Annotated in this window: 15 protein-coding genes; 7 read left to right on the plus strand and 8 right to left on the minus strand. The window is 50.3% G+C overall.

The genetic code is table 11. The annotated features are described in order from the left end of the window. The first annotated feature begins 11 nt into the window (after window positions 1–11). Genes C7A19_RS03465 through C7A19_RS03480 form a run of 4 tightly spaced genes read left to right on the plus strand, consistent with a single transcriptional unit; the run spans window position 12 to window position 4128 of the window. The gene (locus C7A19_RS03465; RefSeq protein WP_235614253.1) at window positions 12–1160 is read left to right on the plus strand and encodes an ABC transporter substrate-binding protein; all 1149 of its coding nucleotides are present in this window, start codon (window positions 12–14) and stop codon (window positions 1158–1160) included. A 13-nt stretch (window positions 1161–1173) separates the two neighbouring features. After that, on the plus strand, window positions 1174–2883 hold the full coding sequence (locus C7A19_RS03470) for a thiamine ABC transporter permease (protein WP_235614254.1): 1710 nt from the start codon (window positions 1174–1176) through the stop codon (window positions 2881–2883). Next, a complete protein-coding gene (locus tag C7A19_RS03475) occupies window positions 2843–3535 on the plus strand; it encodes an ATP-binding cassette domain-containing protein (RefSeq protein ID WP_116644160.1) in 693 nt (230 codons plus the stop codon). Before C7A19_RS03470 ends, C7A19_RS03475 begins: the two co-directional genes overlap by 41 nt. Next, the gene (locus C7A19_RS03480; protein ID WP_116644161.1) at window positions 3508–4128 is read left to right on the plus strand and encodes a CDP-alcohol phosphatidyltransferase family protein; all 621 of its coding nucleotides are present in this window, start codon (window positions 3508–3510) and stop codon (window positions 4126–4128) included. The genes C7A19_RS03475 and C7A19_RS03480 overlap by 28 nt, the downstream gene beginning before the upstream one ends. A gap of 25 nt (window positions 4129–4153) precedes the next feature. Here C7A19_RS03480 and punR read toward each other — a convergent pair whose 3' ends face one another. Next, complete coding sequence (punR, locus tag C7A19_RS03485) at window positions 4154–5053, minus strand: DNA-binding transcriptional activator PunR (protein ID WP_077599877.1); 900 nt, start codon at window positions 5051–5053, stop codon at window positions 4154–4156. 106 nt (window positions 5054–5159) lie between these two features. Between punR and punC the strand changes: the two genes are divergently transcribed. Further along, the gene (gene punC / locus C7A19_RS03490) at window positions 5160–6365 is read left to right on the plus strand and encodes a purine nucleoside transporter PunC (RefSeq protein WP_116644162.1); all 1206 of its coding nucleotides are present in this window, start codon (window positions 5160–5162) and stop codon (window positions 6363–6365) included. Between the two features lie 156 nt (window positions 6366–6521). Here the strand turns inward: punC and C7A19_RS03495 are convergent, their stop codons facing one another. The 3 genes from C7A19_RS03495 to C7A19_RS03505 form a co-directional block, all read right to left on the minus strand. Then, window positions 6522–6950: a VOC family protein gene (locus C7A19_RS03495; protein ID WP_116644163.1), complete on the minus strand. Its 429-nt coding sequence runs from the start codon at window positions 6948–6950 to the stop codon at window positions 6522–6524. A 98-nt stretch (window positions 6951–7048) separates the two neighbouring features. Then, complete coding sequence (locus tag C7A19_RS03500; protein ID WP_116644164.1) at window positions 7049–7342, minus strand: Fis family transcriptional regulator; 294 nt, start codon at window positions 7340–7342, stop codon at window positions 7049–7051. A 12-nt stretch (window positions 7343–7354) separates the two neighbouring features. Then, the gene (locus C7A19_RS03505) at window positions 7355–7903 is read right to left on the minus strand and encodes a lipocalin family protein (protein ID WP_116644165.1); all 549 of its coding nucleotides are present in this window, start codon (window positions 7901–7903) and stop codon (window positions 7355–7357) included. A gap of 226 nt (window positions 7904–8129) precedes the next feature. Here C7A19_RS03505 and C7A19_RS03510 point away from each other — a divergent pair, with 226 nt between their 5' ends. After that, a complete protein-coding gene (locus C7A19_RS03510) occupies window positions 8130–8909 on the plus strand; it encodes a TerC family protein (protein WP_116644166.1) in 780 nt (259 codons plus the stop codon). Here the strand turns inward: C7A19_RS03510 and C7A19_RS03515 are convergent. From C7A19_RS03515 to C7A19_RS03530, 4 genes are all read right to left on the minus strand, one after another. Further along, complete coding sequence (locus C7A19_RS03515; RefSeq protein WP_077599885.1) at window positions 8906–9232, minus strand: DUF4144 family protein; 327 nt, start codon at window positions 9230–9232, stop codon at window positions 8906–8908. The genes C7A19_RS03510 and C7A19_RS03515 overlap by 4 nt on opposite strands. Continuing rightward, on the minus strand, window positions 9229–9591 hold the full coding sequence (locus C7A19_RS03520; protein ID WP_116644167.1) for a DOPA 4,5-dioxygenase family protein: 363 nt from the start codon (window positions 9589–9591) through the stop codon (window positions 9229–9231). The genes C7A19_RS03515 and C7A19_RS03520 overlap by 4 nt, the downstream gene beginning before the upstream one ends. Window positions 9592–9776: 185 nt before the next feature. Next, window positions 9777–12203, minus strand: coding sequence for a VolA/Pla-1 family phospholipase (locus C7A19_RS03525; RefSeq protein ID WP_116644168.1), 2427 nt, complete (start codon window positions 12201–12203; stop codon window positions 9777–9779). Window positions 12204–12218: 15 nt separating this feature from the next. Beyond that, on the minus strand, window positions 12219–13475 hold the full coding sequence (locus C7A19_RS03530; protein WP_116644169.1) for an outer membrane protein transport protein: 1257 nt from the start codon (window positions 13473–13475) through the stop codon (window positions 12219–12221). A gap of 292 nt (window positions 13476–13767) precedes the next feature. Between C7A19_RS03530 and C7A19_RS03535 the strand changes: the two genes are divergently transcribed. Continuing rightward, window positions 13768–14241: a peroxiredoxin gene (locus C7A19_RS03535; protein WP_116644170.1), complete on the plus strand. Its 474-nt coding sequence runs from the start codon at window positions 13768–13770 to the stop codon at window positions 14239–14241. The last annotated feature ends 36 nt before the right edge of the window (window positions 14242–14277 follow it).

A 14277-nucleotide genomic window follows, 5' to 3' on the forward strand; every position in this document is an offset into this window, starting at 1 on the left:
GGGAAACGACAATGAAACATTGGATAGCGGCGATGACACTGTCGATCGCAAGTGTCGTCAGTTTAACCGCCTCCGCCAGCACGGAAAACGACCGTTGGGAAAGTATTGAGCAACAAGCCAAAGGCCAAACCGTTTACTTTAACGCATGGGGTGGCAATCAAGAGATCAATGCTTACCTTCGCTGGGCAAGTCGAGAGTTACAACGCGATTACGGTGTCACACTAAAACATGTCAAAGTGGCGGATATCGCTGAAACCGTGAATCGTCTGCTTGCTGAAAAAACAGCCGGTAAGGATAGCGGCGGCAGTGTCGACATGGTTTGGATTAACGGCGAGAACTTCAAATCAATGAAGGAAAATGATTTGCTGTACGGCCCTTTTGTTAGCACACTTCCCAATTGGCAAATTGTCGATAAAAGCTTACCGGTTGAAGAAGACTTTACGGAACCGACAGATGGCCTCGAAGCACCTTGGGGGGTGGGACAGCTGGTATTTATCCACGATAAGCGCACACTTGCCAACCCGCCTCGCTCGTTTGCTGAATTACTGAGCCTCGCGAAAGCGAACCCAGGTCGAGTGAGTTACCCCAAACCACCCGAGTTTCATGGCACCAGTTTTTTGAAAGCTGCCCTGCTGGAACTTACCGATGTGCGCGAGGCACTTTACCTGCCGGTTGATGAGGTGGATTTTGACGCCGTGACCGCACCACTTTGGCAATACCTAGACAAGCTTCATCCCGTGGCTTGGCGTGAAGGTAGGCAGTTTCCCTCTAGCAGCGCTGAAACCCTACAACTGCTAGATGATGGCGAGCTTCTCGTGGCGATAGCATTTAACCCCAATGCGGCAAAAGCAGCGGTAGCCTCTGGAAAACTCGCTCCGTCAGCACGAGCCTTTGCCTTTGACCAAGGCGCGCTGTCTAACATTCACTTTATGGCGATTCCATACAACGCCAACGCTAAAGCCGGCGCTATGGTCGCTATCAATTTCTTGATGAGTGAAAAGGCACAACTGCGTAAAGCCGACACCCAAGTATGGGGCGACCCACCCGTGGTTAAGTTATCCGACACCGCCGAAGTCAGTCGCTTTAACACCCAGCCTGAGCCACATCCAAGCTGGCAAACCGCGCTTGAGACTGCTTGGCTGAAACGCTACGGCCAATAGAAAAGAGGCTGATATGGCACGTTTGCTGTTTGCCATTACCCTGACGGTATGCTGCCTACCCTTGTTACCAGGGGTGGGCGGCTTGATTACCACCGCCTTTGCGTTCTTGCCCACCCTGGGGCTGACAGAGGCCAATTATAGCGGCTGGCACCAAGTCATGGCATGGCCGGGGCTTTGGCAATCGATTCAGCTGACGCTCATCTCGGGATTGGGCAGTAGCCTGCTCGCGGTGACACTTAGCTTTATGATTTTACAGGCCACTTGGCAAACGCCCATTTGGCAAAAGATCAGTACGCGCTTGCCCGCGCTACTGGCATTGCCACACGTCGCCTTTGCGATTGGCCTGGTTTTACTGCTTTCCCCCTCGGGTTGGCTGTTTCGCCTGTTAAGTCCTCTTCTCGGTGAGAAACCTGTAACTTGGGCATTAGTACAAGATCCTTATGTTATCGGGCTCACCTTGGCGCTAACGCTAAAAGAGACACCATTTTTATTATTGATGAGCCTGTCAGTGCTACGGCAAATTGATGTCTCTCGACTAACCATGGTATCAACCAGCCTCGGGTATAACCGCACCGCAACCTGGATAAAAGTCATTCTTCCGCTTTGGCTAGCCAAAATGCGTTTCCCGATTTTTGCCGTCATCGCCTACAGTCTGTCGGTGGTTGATGTGGCGATGATCCTCGGGCCCAATACGCCGCCCACTTATGCGGTATTGGTATGGCAGTGGTTCAATGACCCTGATTTGGCGTTATTGCCCAGAGCCTCAGCTGGGGCATTGTTGTTATTTGCCCTATGTGGCTTAGCGTTATTGCTATTCCGCTTTTTGGAGTGGCTTGGCTGCCAATGTCTCAATCGCTGGCAATACACGGGCCGCCGCCACGCATGGCTGCCTGGCAAGTTACTCTGGTGGCCAGTGTTTATCACTCCCCTTGCGATGATGCCTGTGTTGCTGGTGTGGTCATTCGCGCTGCGTTGGTCATTTCCCGATTGGCTGCCTAGTCGATATAGCTTACGGTTTTGGGAGCAAGAACTGAGCTATGTGTGGTCATTGGTGGGAAACAGCATTGTTCTGGCGGTGATCAGCGCCAGTGTCGCCTTGTTATTTGCCATCGGGTGTTTGGAGCGTTCAACCAATCAGCGACGCTCGGTGCCGAGAGCAGTCATCGCCATTCCATTATTGGTTCCGCAACTCTCTATCTTGTTCGGTATTCAGGTGGCGGTGTACAGCCTCCCCGGCCAATGGCACGTGCCAGCTACTATCTGGTCGCATATCTTTTTCGCGTTTCCTTATGTGTATCTCGCGCTCGATGGGCCGTGGCAGCAATTTGATATGCGGCTCATGCAAACCGCCAGGAGCCTCGGTGTCAGTGCGACACTCGCATGGTGGCGCGTTAAACTACCGCTGCTTTTGCCTGCGATCATCTTGGCGTGGGCGGTCGGCGCGAGTGTCAGTTTGGCACAATACCTGCCTACACAGTTGTTGGGTGCGGGACGCATTAATACGCTCACTACCGAGGCAGTTAGCTTATCGAGCGGCCTCGATCGCCGTATTAGTGGTCTATATGGACTGATGCAAGCGATGCTTCCCCTTATTGTTTTCGCCTTAGCCACCGTGCTTAGCCGTATTGCGGAGCGCCGCCTTTTACCCACATCAACACCGACTTATTCAGGAGCGAAACACCATGACACTGTGTGTCAATCAACTCACCATAAACGCGCCTGAGCAATGCTTGGTGCGTGATTTATCATTCTCGGTCGCCCCGGGAGAAATACTCACCGTAATGGGTCCCAGTGGCTGCGGAAAATCGAGCCTGCTGAGCGTATTGGCAGGACACATTCAACCGCCCATGCATTACAGCGGCCAACTAACCTTAAATGGTGAACCCTTTGATCACTTGCCGCCGGAGCAGCGCCGTATCGGGATTTTGTTTCAAGATGATTTGCTCTTTCCGCATCTCAACGTCTGGCAAAACTTGGCCTTTGCCCTGCCTTCATCGATGAGCAAAGCGCAAAAACGTGATCAGGCCATCGCAACATTAGGGTCTGTCAATTTAGCGGAGTTTGCCGATTATGCCCCCAGCCAGCTCTCCGGCGGGCAGCGCGCGCGGATCAGTGTGTTGCGTGCATTACTCGCCGCGCCCGATGCTATCTTGCTTGATGAACCCTTTAGTAAGCTGGATAAGCCGCTACGACGGGATTTTCGTGCTTTCGTGTTTGAGCAAATCGCGCAGCGCAACATCCCCGCGCTGATTGTGACGCATGATGCCGAGGATATTGCGCACCAGAGCCGTTGTTTAAATTGGCCTAAACGCCCAGCTAGCTCAGTACTGCATGAGGAGATGCAAAAATGCTTGATCGCTATGCCATCGCCGTGATCCGCTGGCCATTGAAGCAGGCAGCGGTGCAGCTCACAAGATGGGGGATCAAACCTGATACCGTCACACTATCGGGCTTTTTGATTGGCTTGCTGGCGGTGCCCGCTCTGGCGCTACAAGTGTATTGGCTCGCGCTTGTGTTCATTATCATTAACCGACTGTTCGATGGCCTTGATGGCGCGCTCGCCCGCGAGCAAGGACTCACGGACGCAGGGGGCTTTTTAGATATCACCCTCGATTTTATCTTCTACGCTGCCATTCCCTTTGGTTTTGCGCTGGCTGATCCCGCTAGTAACGCCATCGCCGCCAGCTTTCTGCTGTTTTGCTTTATGGGTACAGGCGCAAGCTTTTTAGCGTTTGCGATTATGGCGAGCAAACACCAGATTGATAACCCAGTGTACGCCAACAAGTCGATGTATTACATCGGCGGGATCACCGAAGGGACGGAGACCATCGCCAGCTTTGTGTTGATGTGTCTTTTCCCTACATACATGGCATGGATTGCTTGGGTATTTGGCATCGCGTGCTTGATCACCGCTTCCAGTCGCGTCTGGGCTGGGTACCATACTCTACGCGACATTGAAGGACGCTAGAAACGCTATCTCATGCGCACTCAAGTTATAACCACTGGTACTGCAGTTGCTCTTTATCGCCCAAGTAGTCGAGCAGCCAGCGCACCGGTGGTGACTCTTTATCCGAGCGCCATGCAATACAGCACGGACTGCTTAATAACGGCTCTTCAAGGGCAAGCTCCACCAACTCTCCTCGCGCAATCGCGTCCTCTGCCATGTGTGAAGGCATCACACCAATCCCCAGCCCGGCCTTAAAACATTGCATGGCACTGTGCCAATTGGGGACGGTAAGACGGCGCTGATTATCCAATAGCCATGTCGTACGACGCGGCAAACGGCGCGAAGTATCTTCCAAACATATCGCCGGATACGACGCGAGCTGATCATTAGCCAGTGGCTGGGCACACTGTACGAGTGGATGCGACGGACTCACCACAAACCGCCAACGCAGGGTACCCATTTCTCGATAGCGAAACGCGCCGCTCACTGGCACAGCAGCCGTGGCACCAATGGCAATATCGGCTCTATCATCCGCCAGCGCATCCCACACACCGTTGAATACTTCCATGGTCAGTAACAGCTCGACATCAGGAAACGCATCATAAAAGTCACGTACCAAGGTATTGACGCTATCCTCTCTTACGACGTTATCCAGTGCCAATGCGACACTTTGCGTCCAACCATTAGCAACACGCTGGGTTTGTTGGCGAATGGCTTCCATATTCTTAATCATCTCACGTGACTGGGAGACAAAGTACTCGCCCGCGGCGGTCAACCGAACCTGACGATGAAGCCGCTCAAACAGGGTGACGGCCAGCTTGTCTTCAATCTGTCGTACCGTGTAGCTCACCGCACTCGGTACCTTGTGCAATTCTTCAGCCGCCGCGGAGAAACTTCCTCGCCGTGCAACCACGTCAATCACTTGAAAATCTTGGTAAGAAAACATTCACATCAAATATTTTGAAAGCAGTATTCAAATCATAGCGTTTCACAGTATTAATTGTTAGGCATAAACTGCTCTTTACATTAATCTTTATATCAAGAGATAAAAAATGAACAAAAATGTGCCATTTATCACGCTGTTTTGGCTAGCAGGGCTCAGTATGCTCGGCTTCTTAGCCACCGACATGTATCTGCCCGCCTTTGAAGCCATGCAAATCGATTTTGCAACCTCGTCGGCCAATATCGGTTTAACCTTGAGCATCTTTTTGCTTGGCATGGCCTGTGGTCAGCTCGTTTATGGTCCCCTCTCCGACCGCATTGGCCGTAAGCCTGCGCTGTTAATTGGCTTAAGTCTCTATAGCGTTGCGACCGTGGTATGTCTGTTTGCAGATAATATTTATCTGTTACTCGGTGCGCGCCTTGTTCAAGCGTTGGGCGCGTGCAGCGCAATTGTGATTTGGCAAGCCGTGGTCATTGATCGCTATGAGGGAAAACTAGGGCAGAAAGTGTTCGCCACTATCATGCCTTTAGTTGCCTTGTCTCCAGCTCTCGCACCATTATTAGGTGCCTATTTACTCCAGCATTTTGATTGGCGCAGTATTTTTGTGGTTTTATTCGCACTAGGTGTTATTTTTGTCGCACTGACCCTTCGTGAGGAAGAAAGCTTAACTAGCCCAGCACAAAATACTAAAATTATTGATAAACTTAAGGGTGACTACCAGCAAGTTTTTAAATCAAAAAAGTTCATCGGAAATATGCTTATCTTTGCCGGTTGCTCGGCCGCTTTCTTTGCCTATCTCACTGGATCGCCGTTTATTATGTCAGCCATGGGCTATACCGAAGCAGACATTGGCCTAAGCTACATCCCACAAACGATCGCGTTTGTTATCGGCGGATATACGTGTCGTCATGCCCTCAACAAACTCAAAGATCACAGCATCCTGCCTTGGCTGCTTAAGCTGTTTGTTGCCAGCGTAGTGGTTATCTTTTTGATCAGCTGGCGCACCGATGTAACTAATATCTGGGTGATTCTTGGCCCATTCTGCTTCCTCGCAGCGGCGAACGGCGCCATTTACCCACTGGTCGTCAATCGCGCCTTGGAAGATTTTAAATCCTGTAGCGCGACCGCTGCGGGGCTGCTGAACTTCTTGCAAATGATGATCTGCTTCTTGGCGAGCGCCGTGGTGTCTGCGTTTGCGGTCTCGGGCTTGATCGCCGTCACCACCGTCATGCTGTCCACCTGTGCGGTGGTGATTATTGGCTTTGGCTTGGTCTGGCATGCAAACCGTCAAGCACAAACGCTAGCAGCCGCGTAATAATGCAGGCTGTAGAGACTAAAAAGGCGTCTTTCGGGACGCCTTTTTATCCTTCCAACTTTCCATCACGCAAACAGGCAACAAGCTCACCTTTACCAATGGGAAGTACACCCACATCGAGTTCAGGCTGTTGCTAACGCAATAAATCCACGGCCATTAGTCCAATACAAGGCTGCCGTTATCATCAAATTGCCAACAATCGCCATAAGCCACTTCCCAAAGATAGTTATCCGGATCGGAAAAGTAGCCGCTGTAGCCTCCCCAAAATACGTCTTGTGCAGGTTTAACAATACGACCGCCACACCGCTCTGCCAGCGCAAGCACCTCGTCGACCTCTTCTTTGGATCGCGTGTTATGCGCCAATGTGATACCACCAAACCCTGTCTCGTTAACGGTGAGTCCGGGTTTGATATCATCGGCTAACGAGTCTGCGGGATATAACGCTAATCGTGTACCTGCGGTACTAAAAAACACGATGCCTTCTTCAGGGTGGCTGTGCGTTGGAAAGCCCAATTGGCGATAAAATTCATAAGAGTGAGAAAGATCCGCAACCCCCAATGTGATGATACTAATTCTTGCTTCCATACCGCTGCTCCTTCGCTTAATGAGTGGGGACATTGAGACGCTTTGATATCACACTGTAGCGTGTCAGCCATAAGGTAAGTGTGCGAGTAATCACAGCCTTACAGTGTCGCTAAATCAACATGACGATTGATGTTTTTCAGTGTGATACCAACAGCAGCAAGGCGACTTTGTATATCATTTAGAGCGGCTTGGTAGTCATCACTTCGTTCAAAGCTGGCTAGCGTCTGTCGGTCTTTAAACATCAGCCGCACGATTAAGCTTTGTGGAAAACGCTGATAATTCACCTCATGCGTCAGCCATTCAAATCCCTCCACTTTTTCCATTGTCAATTCACAAACATCTGTCAGCGCTTCTCGAACCGCCTTGTCATATTTCTTATCTGTCTTTCGCATGATGCGTCTCTTCTACTGCTCGATTTTTTTGTTTTTGGGGTCCGTGCGGGTGTGATCGACAAAAATCAGCGCTTCAGTGGCAAAACCTCGCTGCTTCGCTTCTGTAATAAATTTATTTTTTACTGACTCCGACACGCTCGGTGTGCGCGATAACAACCACAGGTAATCGTGGTCAGGCCCCGAGATAAAGGCATATTGGTAATCATCATCCAAATCAAACACCACATACGACCCATAGAAAGGCCCAAAGAATGAAACCTTCAGGTACCCCGTTTTATCATTTTCAACGAAGTACGCCTTACCCTCTGCTTCTTGCCATTTTTCTTCTTCACGGCTATAGCCTCGGTTTATCACTTTAACGCCACCGTCTTCACGCAACGAATAGGTTGCGGTCACATCGGATAAGCCGCGCTCAAACGAGTGATCCAGTCGCGCTACTTCATACCAAGTACCTAAATAGCGGTTAATCTCAAAGTTTTTCACGGGTGTAACCTGTTCTGGCATGCCTAAACATCCAGTTAACATTAAGGATAATAACCCAATCACCCAGCCTCTTTTCATCCTTATTCCCTCTTTAAACCCAACATGATAAGTCATACTCAGCAACAGGTTTGATCGTTTACATGCTTTGTCAATTTTTGGTCAACTCGCTGTTTTTCTGCTTGCCAAGGCGCCAAACTGGTGCTTATATAAGCGCTCTTTAGTCACAGAGGTAATCACAATCCATGGACAGCGACCGATGTCGTTTTATGCCCTCCCCCGCTTCCTCTAAGGAGGAGGTAATCGTATGTTAACACTCTTTTTGGAACCCGAAACCTGGGTGGTATTTTTTACCCTTCTAACCCTTGAAGTGGTATTGGGTGTTGATAACTTAGTCTTTATCTCCGTACTGTGTGAACGTCTCCCCAAAGAGAAACGCCGCTTCGCGCGTACCTTGGGTATTGGTCTCGCCGTGATCAGCCGGATTGGCTTGTTGCTTTCCATCGCTTGGGTCATGTCGTTGACTGCGCCACTGTTTACGATTGGGGCGGAACCGGTTACCGGTAAAGATCTTATCATGCTGTTTGGTGGTGGCTTTTTGCTGCTAAAAAGTGCCAAAGAGCTGTGGGCATGGTTGGGTCATGGCGAGCCCGTGAACCACTCGACACAAGTGCGCACCGGTATGGCAGTAATTTTGCTGCAAATCGTTGCGGTAGATGCGGTGTTCTCGATGGACTCGGTAATCACTGCGGTCGGTCTCACCCAAGATGTACCCGTGATGGTCGCCGCCATTGTTACCGCCGCCATCATTATGATGATCGCGGCCGAACCCGTGAACAATCTGGTCAGCCGTTACCCTGGATTTAAAACCTTAGCTTTACTGTTCTTGGTGCTACTAGGCTTGCTACTGATGGCCGAAGGTGCCGGCATTCATATCAACAAAGGCTACGTGTATGTTGCGATGGCATTTGGTTTGATACTTGAACTCTGCCACATTCGAATGCGTAACAAGCAACGCTTGAACATCAAGTGTATTCGTCCGCACTCTTCGTTGAAAGTGTCACGTCGGATTGCTGACAGCCGTTAATTCCCAGAGACCGTCGCCACACTGTTGATGGCGGCGGCCCTATGTTTAAACTGGATTTTTCCCACACAACACTGCCCTTGCTGCGCATAATGTGCTTGAATACGCGCCACAAGCTGCTCAAGTGGCATGACTTGCCCACTTGGCTGCCAGTGCTGCCCCCCATTTTCGCTCAACCAACAAACGCCTTCGCTATCTACCAACCGATCGTCTTCAGTGATCACGCTGTCACTCAGCGCCTCAAGCGACGCCGAGTCTGACGCAAACGAGAGTTCATCATCGCCGTGCCAAATCAGCAGTGCTGGGTATGCAAGAAAAGCATTCATTGCTTAGGCTTAAATATGGCCAGATTGAGTTCGACAGACGGGCCCATCCAACCCACGTGAGCCGTATGGTCAATGTAGTCATCGCCCGTCACGCCATGCAAAAACACGGTTAAATCACCGCGATGCGCCTCAAGCCATGCCATCACCTCGTCAAACGCAGCCTTATCAAAGGCGATTTGGAAGCTCCATCTTGGGTGTGGGCCAACACATTTGCGATGAAAGCGGCCAAGGTCGATGGGCAGTGATGATGCAGCGGCAGCCTGATAGATAACATCCGCCTTCGCTTCGGTGTCAGCCTCGTAGTAGACATGGGCGTGGTACGCCTGGTGAACATTGGGAAAAGAGTGATTAGACGACATAAGCAACATTTGATTGAATACAATGGAATTAAGAATAGTTTACGTGAAACCAAGGCAAAGAAATAGTGACCAAGGGTGTGGCTATTCAATCATGGCATTAATCAACGCTGCATAACTAAACGATAATAAGAAAAAGCGGCCGAGGCCGCTTTTGTTTGGTAACAAACTTTACGATAGCGCATGGGTTAATTCAACACACCGTTTGAATTATCGACACTATCCAAGCTGGCGTCTCCACCAAAATCAACCGCTTGGCGAATCATTTCAGCGTGCACGGCTTGTTCTGCAAGCTCCGTCGTTTGCGGGAAGATAAAGGTGCTATGGCTCGCGTTATCACCGGCAAAGTCAACAAAGTTCTGGCCATCTTGCGCAGCGGAGGAGCTGGCATTGATGGTTGGTAGGCCAAGTTTCGCGGCTAATGGCTCAGAGCCAGCGAAATTATCAACAATGCCCGGTATCGTATAGGCGACGTCGTTCGGTACCGTGTCATCCCCATCGACTTGTTGCATATAAATCGGCGTGGTGCTTCCATCAATATAGGTTGCATTCGTATAGGGATCGACGGTATCGAGTAGCGTCTGTGCGGCATAATTAAATTGCTGCACCACACCATTCACTTCCGCTTGTGCACTCTCTGAGCCGTTTGCCTCAAAGGTTTTGTAGCAGATAACATTATTCTCTGCGCTATTATCGAGCGTACAATTATTACCGGCAAAAGTCTGATAAGCGGCACTGCCTTTAAAAGCCACACTGTGCTTAATCAAAGGACCAAACGAGTCTGATCCAAGAAGCAAGTTAGCAATTTGCCCCCCAGAATTCGCCACGCTCAATGCAGAGAATTTATAAAGTGCATCGACTTCGTTGCTGTTTGCACGGTTAGACGCGGCAAACGCAGTGGTACCAACGATACCGCCCAGCGAATGGCCTAATAAACGTGGCGCCGAAGTAACGAACGAGGATATCGCTGCTAATGGCGTCCCCGTGAATCCACCCGCCGACTGGGTGCGGGTCAAAGCTGCGCGCAAGCCCATCACATCCAACTCACTTTGGCGCACATTGTCACGCGCCACGGCCAGGTTATTGAGGTTCAGGTACGCGGTCACATCGACATTGGCAGAACGCTTCGCATCCAAACTACGCTCGCCATGAAGCGGTAAGTCAATTGCCATAACGGCTTGATTGGCACTGGTAAAGTTAGGCGCAAAGAAGTACGCATTTTCTTTTGCCGAGGTAATCCCGTGCTGATAAACCGTCAGTTGGGTATCGCTATCAACGGTTGCTGGTGTAAACAGCAAGAAGGGCACCTCTTGCACCGATTTAATCTGCGGCACTGGGCTGTAGCGGGTAATAATCCGCTCAGGATCTAATTGACTGCCGTCGGCTTTAGTCAAGGTCACGCCAGCCAGTTTGAAGAGCTCTTCGGTAATTAACGCCTTATCATCTCCACTTAGTGCCTCTATATCGACACCGGCGTCAGTCAACTGAGCGGTGATGGTCGCCTGCTGCTCAGGGTCTTGCAGGGCATTCAACACCTTCGCCAAGCTAGGGGTGGCAGACTCAAACGGTTGGCTATTCCAGTTGCTATCCGTTTCCAAATAGTAAGGTAGCTTAATGGTGCCTTTGCTCACATTAACATTGACGCCGCTAAACGTTGTCTTGAGCGTCGCCTTAATATTATCGGCATCATTGGGATCAAAGTACTGGGTAAACTGGGCATCCGCATTCAACGCTGTTTCGTAATCCTGAGTGCCGGTAATATCCATGGTGTAGGCATCCGATAAGTCGGAATCATTAGGGTTGGCGCCCGCTTTCCATACTGCCGCTAGGCTTCCAGCATCAAACCCAGCCGCCGTCGCTAGCTTGGTGTAGTTTAAACTATCACCCACCGATTGGGTGGAGAACCAGGTGGAGTAGACGATTTTGGTCGGATCAACACCTTGTGCGCCAGCTACCAGATTTTCAACGCCCTGAATCACCGCTTCTGGTGTTTCAAGTAGTGAATCCTCATAAGTGACGGTCTGGGATTTTAATCCCGCATAGCTCGATGGCATGCCAATCGGATCGCCGTTTACGTCCTGAATATCATCGGTTAGAGCAATAATGTACTCACTGCTGGCGTTGAGATCCTTAACAGGCAACACCGTCAGTGTGTCACTGGCCGCATCGCTTAATACGTTAAAGTCGGTACCTTGCTGGAGCACGGCTTTAACGTTAGGTTTTCCCGTCATTGAGTCGGTCAGTTCAATCAGATAAATCCCATTGGCGACCCCTCCTGAATTAAGGCCCGCGCCACGGAAATTAAACACCAAAGGCATGGTGGTCGACCAACCGTCCATGGTATTCATAGCAGCCTTTGGATTGGTAAGCGCGTTGTCACCTTCCGTGGGTAACTTTAGGGTCCCGTCTTCAGTATCCATCAGCAAAAAGGTAGGGACAGGCACTGCTGCATTGGCCCCTTGCAAGGTAAAATCGACTGAAGTAGATCGGTCAATAGCGGTTTGAATATAACTTTCGAATTGAGGTGTGTTGGTATCACTGGCATTTTCATCGCCACACCCAGCTAAGATGATCGCGGTTGCCAAGACTGACAATTTTAATTGTGTTTTAAGCATGGTGATATATCCCGGTTAGAACTGGTAATTAAGCTGAACAGAGCTGATGTAAGCGGTTCCGTTAGAATCAAACTCGAGGTTTTTTTCCAGCGCATTTTCTTCTGTGAATGAACCGTCACGGCTACGCACGATGGCAAAGCCGGCATCAATGCTGAGATCGTTATCGTATTGATAGGTTAAACCCGTGGAATACCAGTAACGATCAGCATCAGGGATACTCAGCGTCGCCTCACCGGCTTGTTCGTCATAGGCAAAGCCAAGGCGGCCCGTCCAGTGTTGATTAAACTGATACGTCGAACCGATTGACCAACGGTCGTTATCTTGGTACGACTCGTCTTTCACAAAACACACATTGTTGTCGGTACATTCATCGGAAGTGGCGCGCAGCTCGGTAAAGCTGCTCCAATTGGTGTGTTGATAGCTATAGTGGACGGCAAACGCCTCGGTCAGTTGGTGAAAGCCGGATACTTCCCAGTAAGACGGCAAAGATAGCTCGAGACGCCCTTCAACTGACGCCGAGGTCGCGCGACCACTGTCGTAGCTATCAAAGGTGCCATCATCAAAATCGAGATCCACCTTAGAGCGATAGCCAAAACCAAAACGGTGATTCTCATTGATTTCGTACAACGCACCAAGATTCCAACCGTATCCAAAGGTTTCACCCTCTAGACCAATTAATTTATCGGATGGATTATTGCTGGTGACGCTATTCTTATCGTTCAAAAAAGGCGCAAGCGCCCCTTTATGACGGGTTAACTTTGCTTTGGCATAGGTCAGGTTCACGCCCGCGCCGAGGCTTAATTCAGGGGTAACTTGATACGCAATGGCCGGGTTTAAGTTGGTTGAGAGCAAATCGGTGTCGCCGGCCAAGTCGCCTGCTTGAATATCATCAGGGTAATCCGTCGCGATACCATAGGTGGTGAAGAGACCAATCCCCCACGCCCACTTGCCCTCTTGCGGGCTGACATAGAAGCCTGCAGGAACAACCTTCATCGGCGCCACATCTTTAGCAGATTCATTGTTGGTGCGATCTTTTACATCGACATCAGGATCAACCAGGGTCAACGCACCGGATAATTGGGTGCGGTCAAATCGCATAATAGCTGCAGGGTTACGTGCCAAAACGGCGGCATTATCTGCCACCGCGGCATCGCCAGCGAAAGCGCGTCCTAGCCCTGACGCTGATTGTTCAGAAACTTGAAATCCCGCTCCATGGGCTTGAGTCGCGGCGATGATGCCAACTGCAATTGTTGAGAGCTGCTTCTTGTTCACTAGTCGGACCTCCGATGTCTCTTTTTAGTATGAACCTTGGATGTTATTTATATGTAAATGGATTGTCAAATGATTGAATTATCTCGAACAATGACAAGGCTGAGGATTATAGGGCGCAGGTCACAAAGTAAAAGTTGTTATTCGTTGGTAAGACCAGCATGCTTAAATTGGGCATTATCGACGCACATATCGCCTAAAACCCCATCAAGCTTCGGTATTTTTAAGGCGTGAATAGGCGTAGACTCAGAGGCAGAAGCACAACGTTCGATAATACAATAACCAAGGAGTCATCATGATTCAGCAAGGACAACCTCTACCGAGCGCCACCCTCAGTGAACTCACCGCTGAGGGCATGCAAACCCACGACATCCCTGCCCTTTTCGCCAACAAGAAGGTAGTGCTGTTCGCGGTGCCCGGTGCCTTTACTCCGACCTGTTCAGAGTCGCACTTACCGGGCTTTGTGGTGAAAGCGGATGAGATTAAAGCAAAAGGCGTCGATATGATTGCTTGCGTCTCCGTCAACGATGCCTTTGTGATGCAAGCGTGGGGCGAAGCGCAAAACGCCAATCAGATCCATATGCTGGCCGACGGCGATGGCAACTTTACCCACGCGCTAGGGCTAGAAATGGATTCAGGGAAGTTTGGTGGGATTCGCTCACAGCGTTATGCGATGGTGATTGATAATGGCATCGTCACTCACTTGAACGTTGAAGCACCAAAAAGCTTTGACGTCTCTAGTGCCGAGGCGATTCTCGCCCTGCTGTAGCGGTAAGCTAGCGGTGGCACTTTTTGTCCACCGCTT

Origin of the sequence: Salinivibrio sp. HTSP (assembly GCF_003390965.1) — a bacterium.
Taxonomy (GTDB): domain Bacteria; phylum Pseudomonadota; class Gammaproteobacteria; order Enterobacterales; family Vibrionaceae; genus Salinivibrio; species Salinivibrio kushneri.

Coding starts and splice junctions, on each gene's coding strand:
- C7A19_RS03465 (WP_235614253.1), top strand. CDS start 12: ATGAAACATTGGATAGCGGCGATGACACTGTCGATCGCAAGTGTCGTC.
- C7A19_RS03480 (WP_116644161.1), top strand. CDS start 3,508: ATGCTTGATCGCTATGCCATCGCCGTGATCCGCTGGCCATTGAAGCAG.
- punR (WP_077599877.1), bottom strand. CDS start 5,053: ATGTTTTCTTACCAAGATTTTCAAGTGATTGACGTGGTTGCACGGCGA.
- C7A19_RS03520 (WP_116644167.1), bottom strand. CDS start 9,591: ATGTCGTCTAATCACTCTTTTCCCAATGTTCACCAGGCGTACCACGCC.
- C7A19_RS03535 (WP_116644170.1), top strand. CDS start 13,768: ATGATTCAGCAAGGACAACCTCTACCGAGCGCCACCCTCAGTGAACTC.
- C7A19_RS03470 (WP_235614254.1), top strand. CDS start 1,174: ATGGCACGTTTGCTGTTTGCCATTACCCTGACGGTATGCTGCCTACCC.
- C7A19_RS03495 (WP_116644163.1), bottom strand. CDS start 6,950: ATGGAAGCAAGAATTAGTATCATCACATTGGGGGTTGCGGATCTTTCT.
- C7A19_RS03525 (WP_116644168.1), bottom strand. CDS start 12,203: ATGCTTAAAACACAATTAAAATTGTCAGTCTTGGCAACCGCGATCATC.
- C7A19_RS03500 (WP_116644164.1), bottom strand. CDS start 7,342: ATGCGAAAGACAGATAAGAAATATGACAAGGCGGTTCGAGAAGCGCTG.
- C7A19_RS03505 (WP_116644165.1), bottom strand. CDS start 7,903: ATGAAAAGAGGCTGGGTGATTGGGTTATTATCCTTAATGTTAACTGGA.
- punC (WP_116644162.1), top strand. CDS start 5,160: ATGAACAAAAATGTGCCATTTATCACGCTGTTTTGGCTAGCAGGGCTC.
- C7A19_RS03475 (WP_116644160.1), top strand. CDS start 2,843: ATGACACTGTGTGTCAATCAACTCACCATAAACGCGCCTGAGCAATGC.
- C7A19_RS03510 (WP_116644166.1), top strand. CDS start 8,130: ATGTTAACACTCTTTTTGGAACCCGAAACCTGGGTGGTATTTTTTACC.
- C7A19_RS03515 (WP_077599885.1), bottom strand. CDS start 9,232: ATGAATGCTTTTCTTGCATACCCAGCACTGCTGATTTGGCACGGCGAT.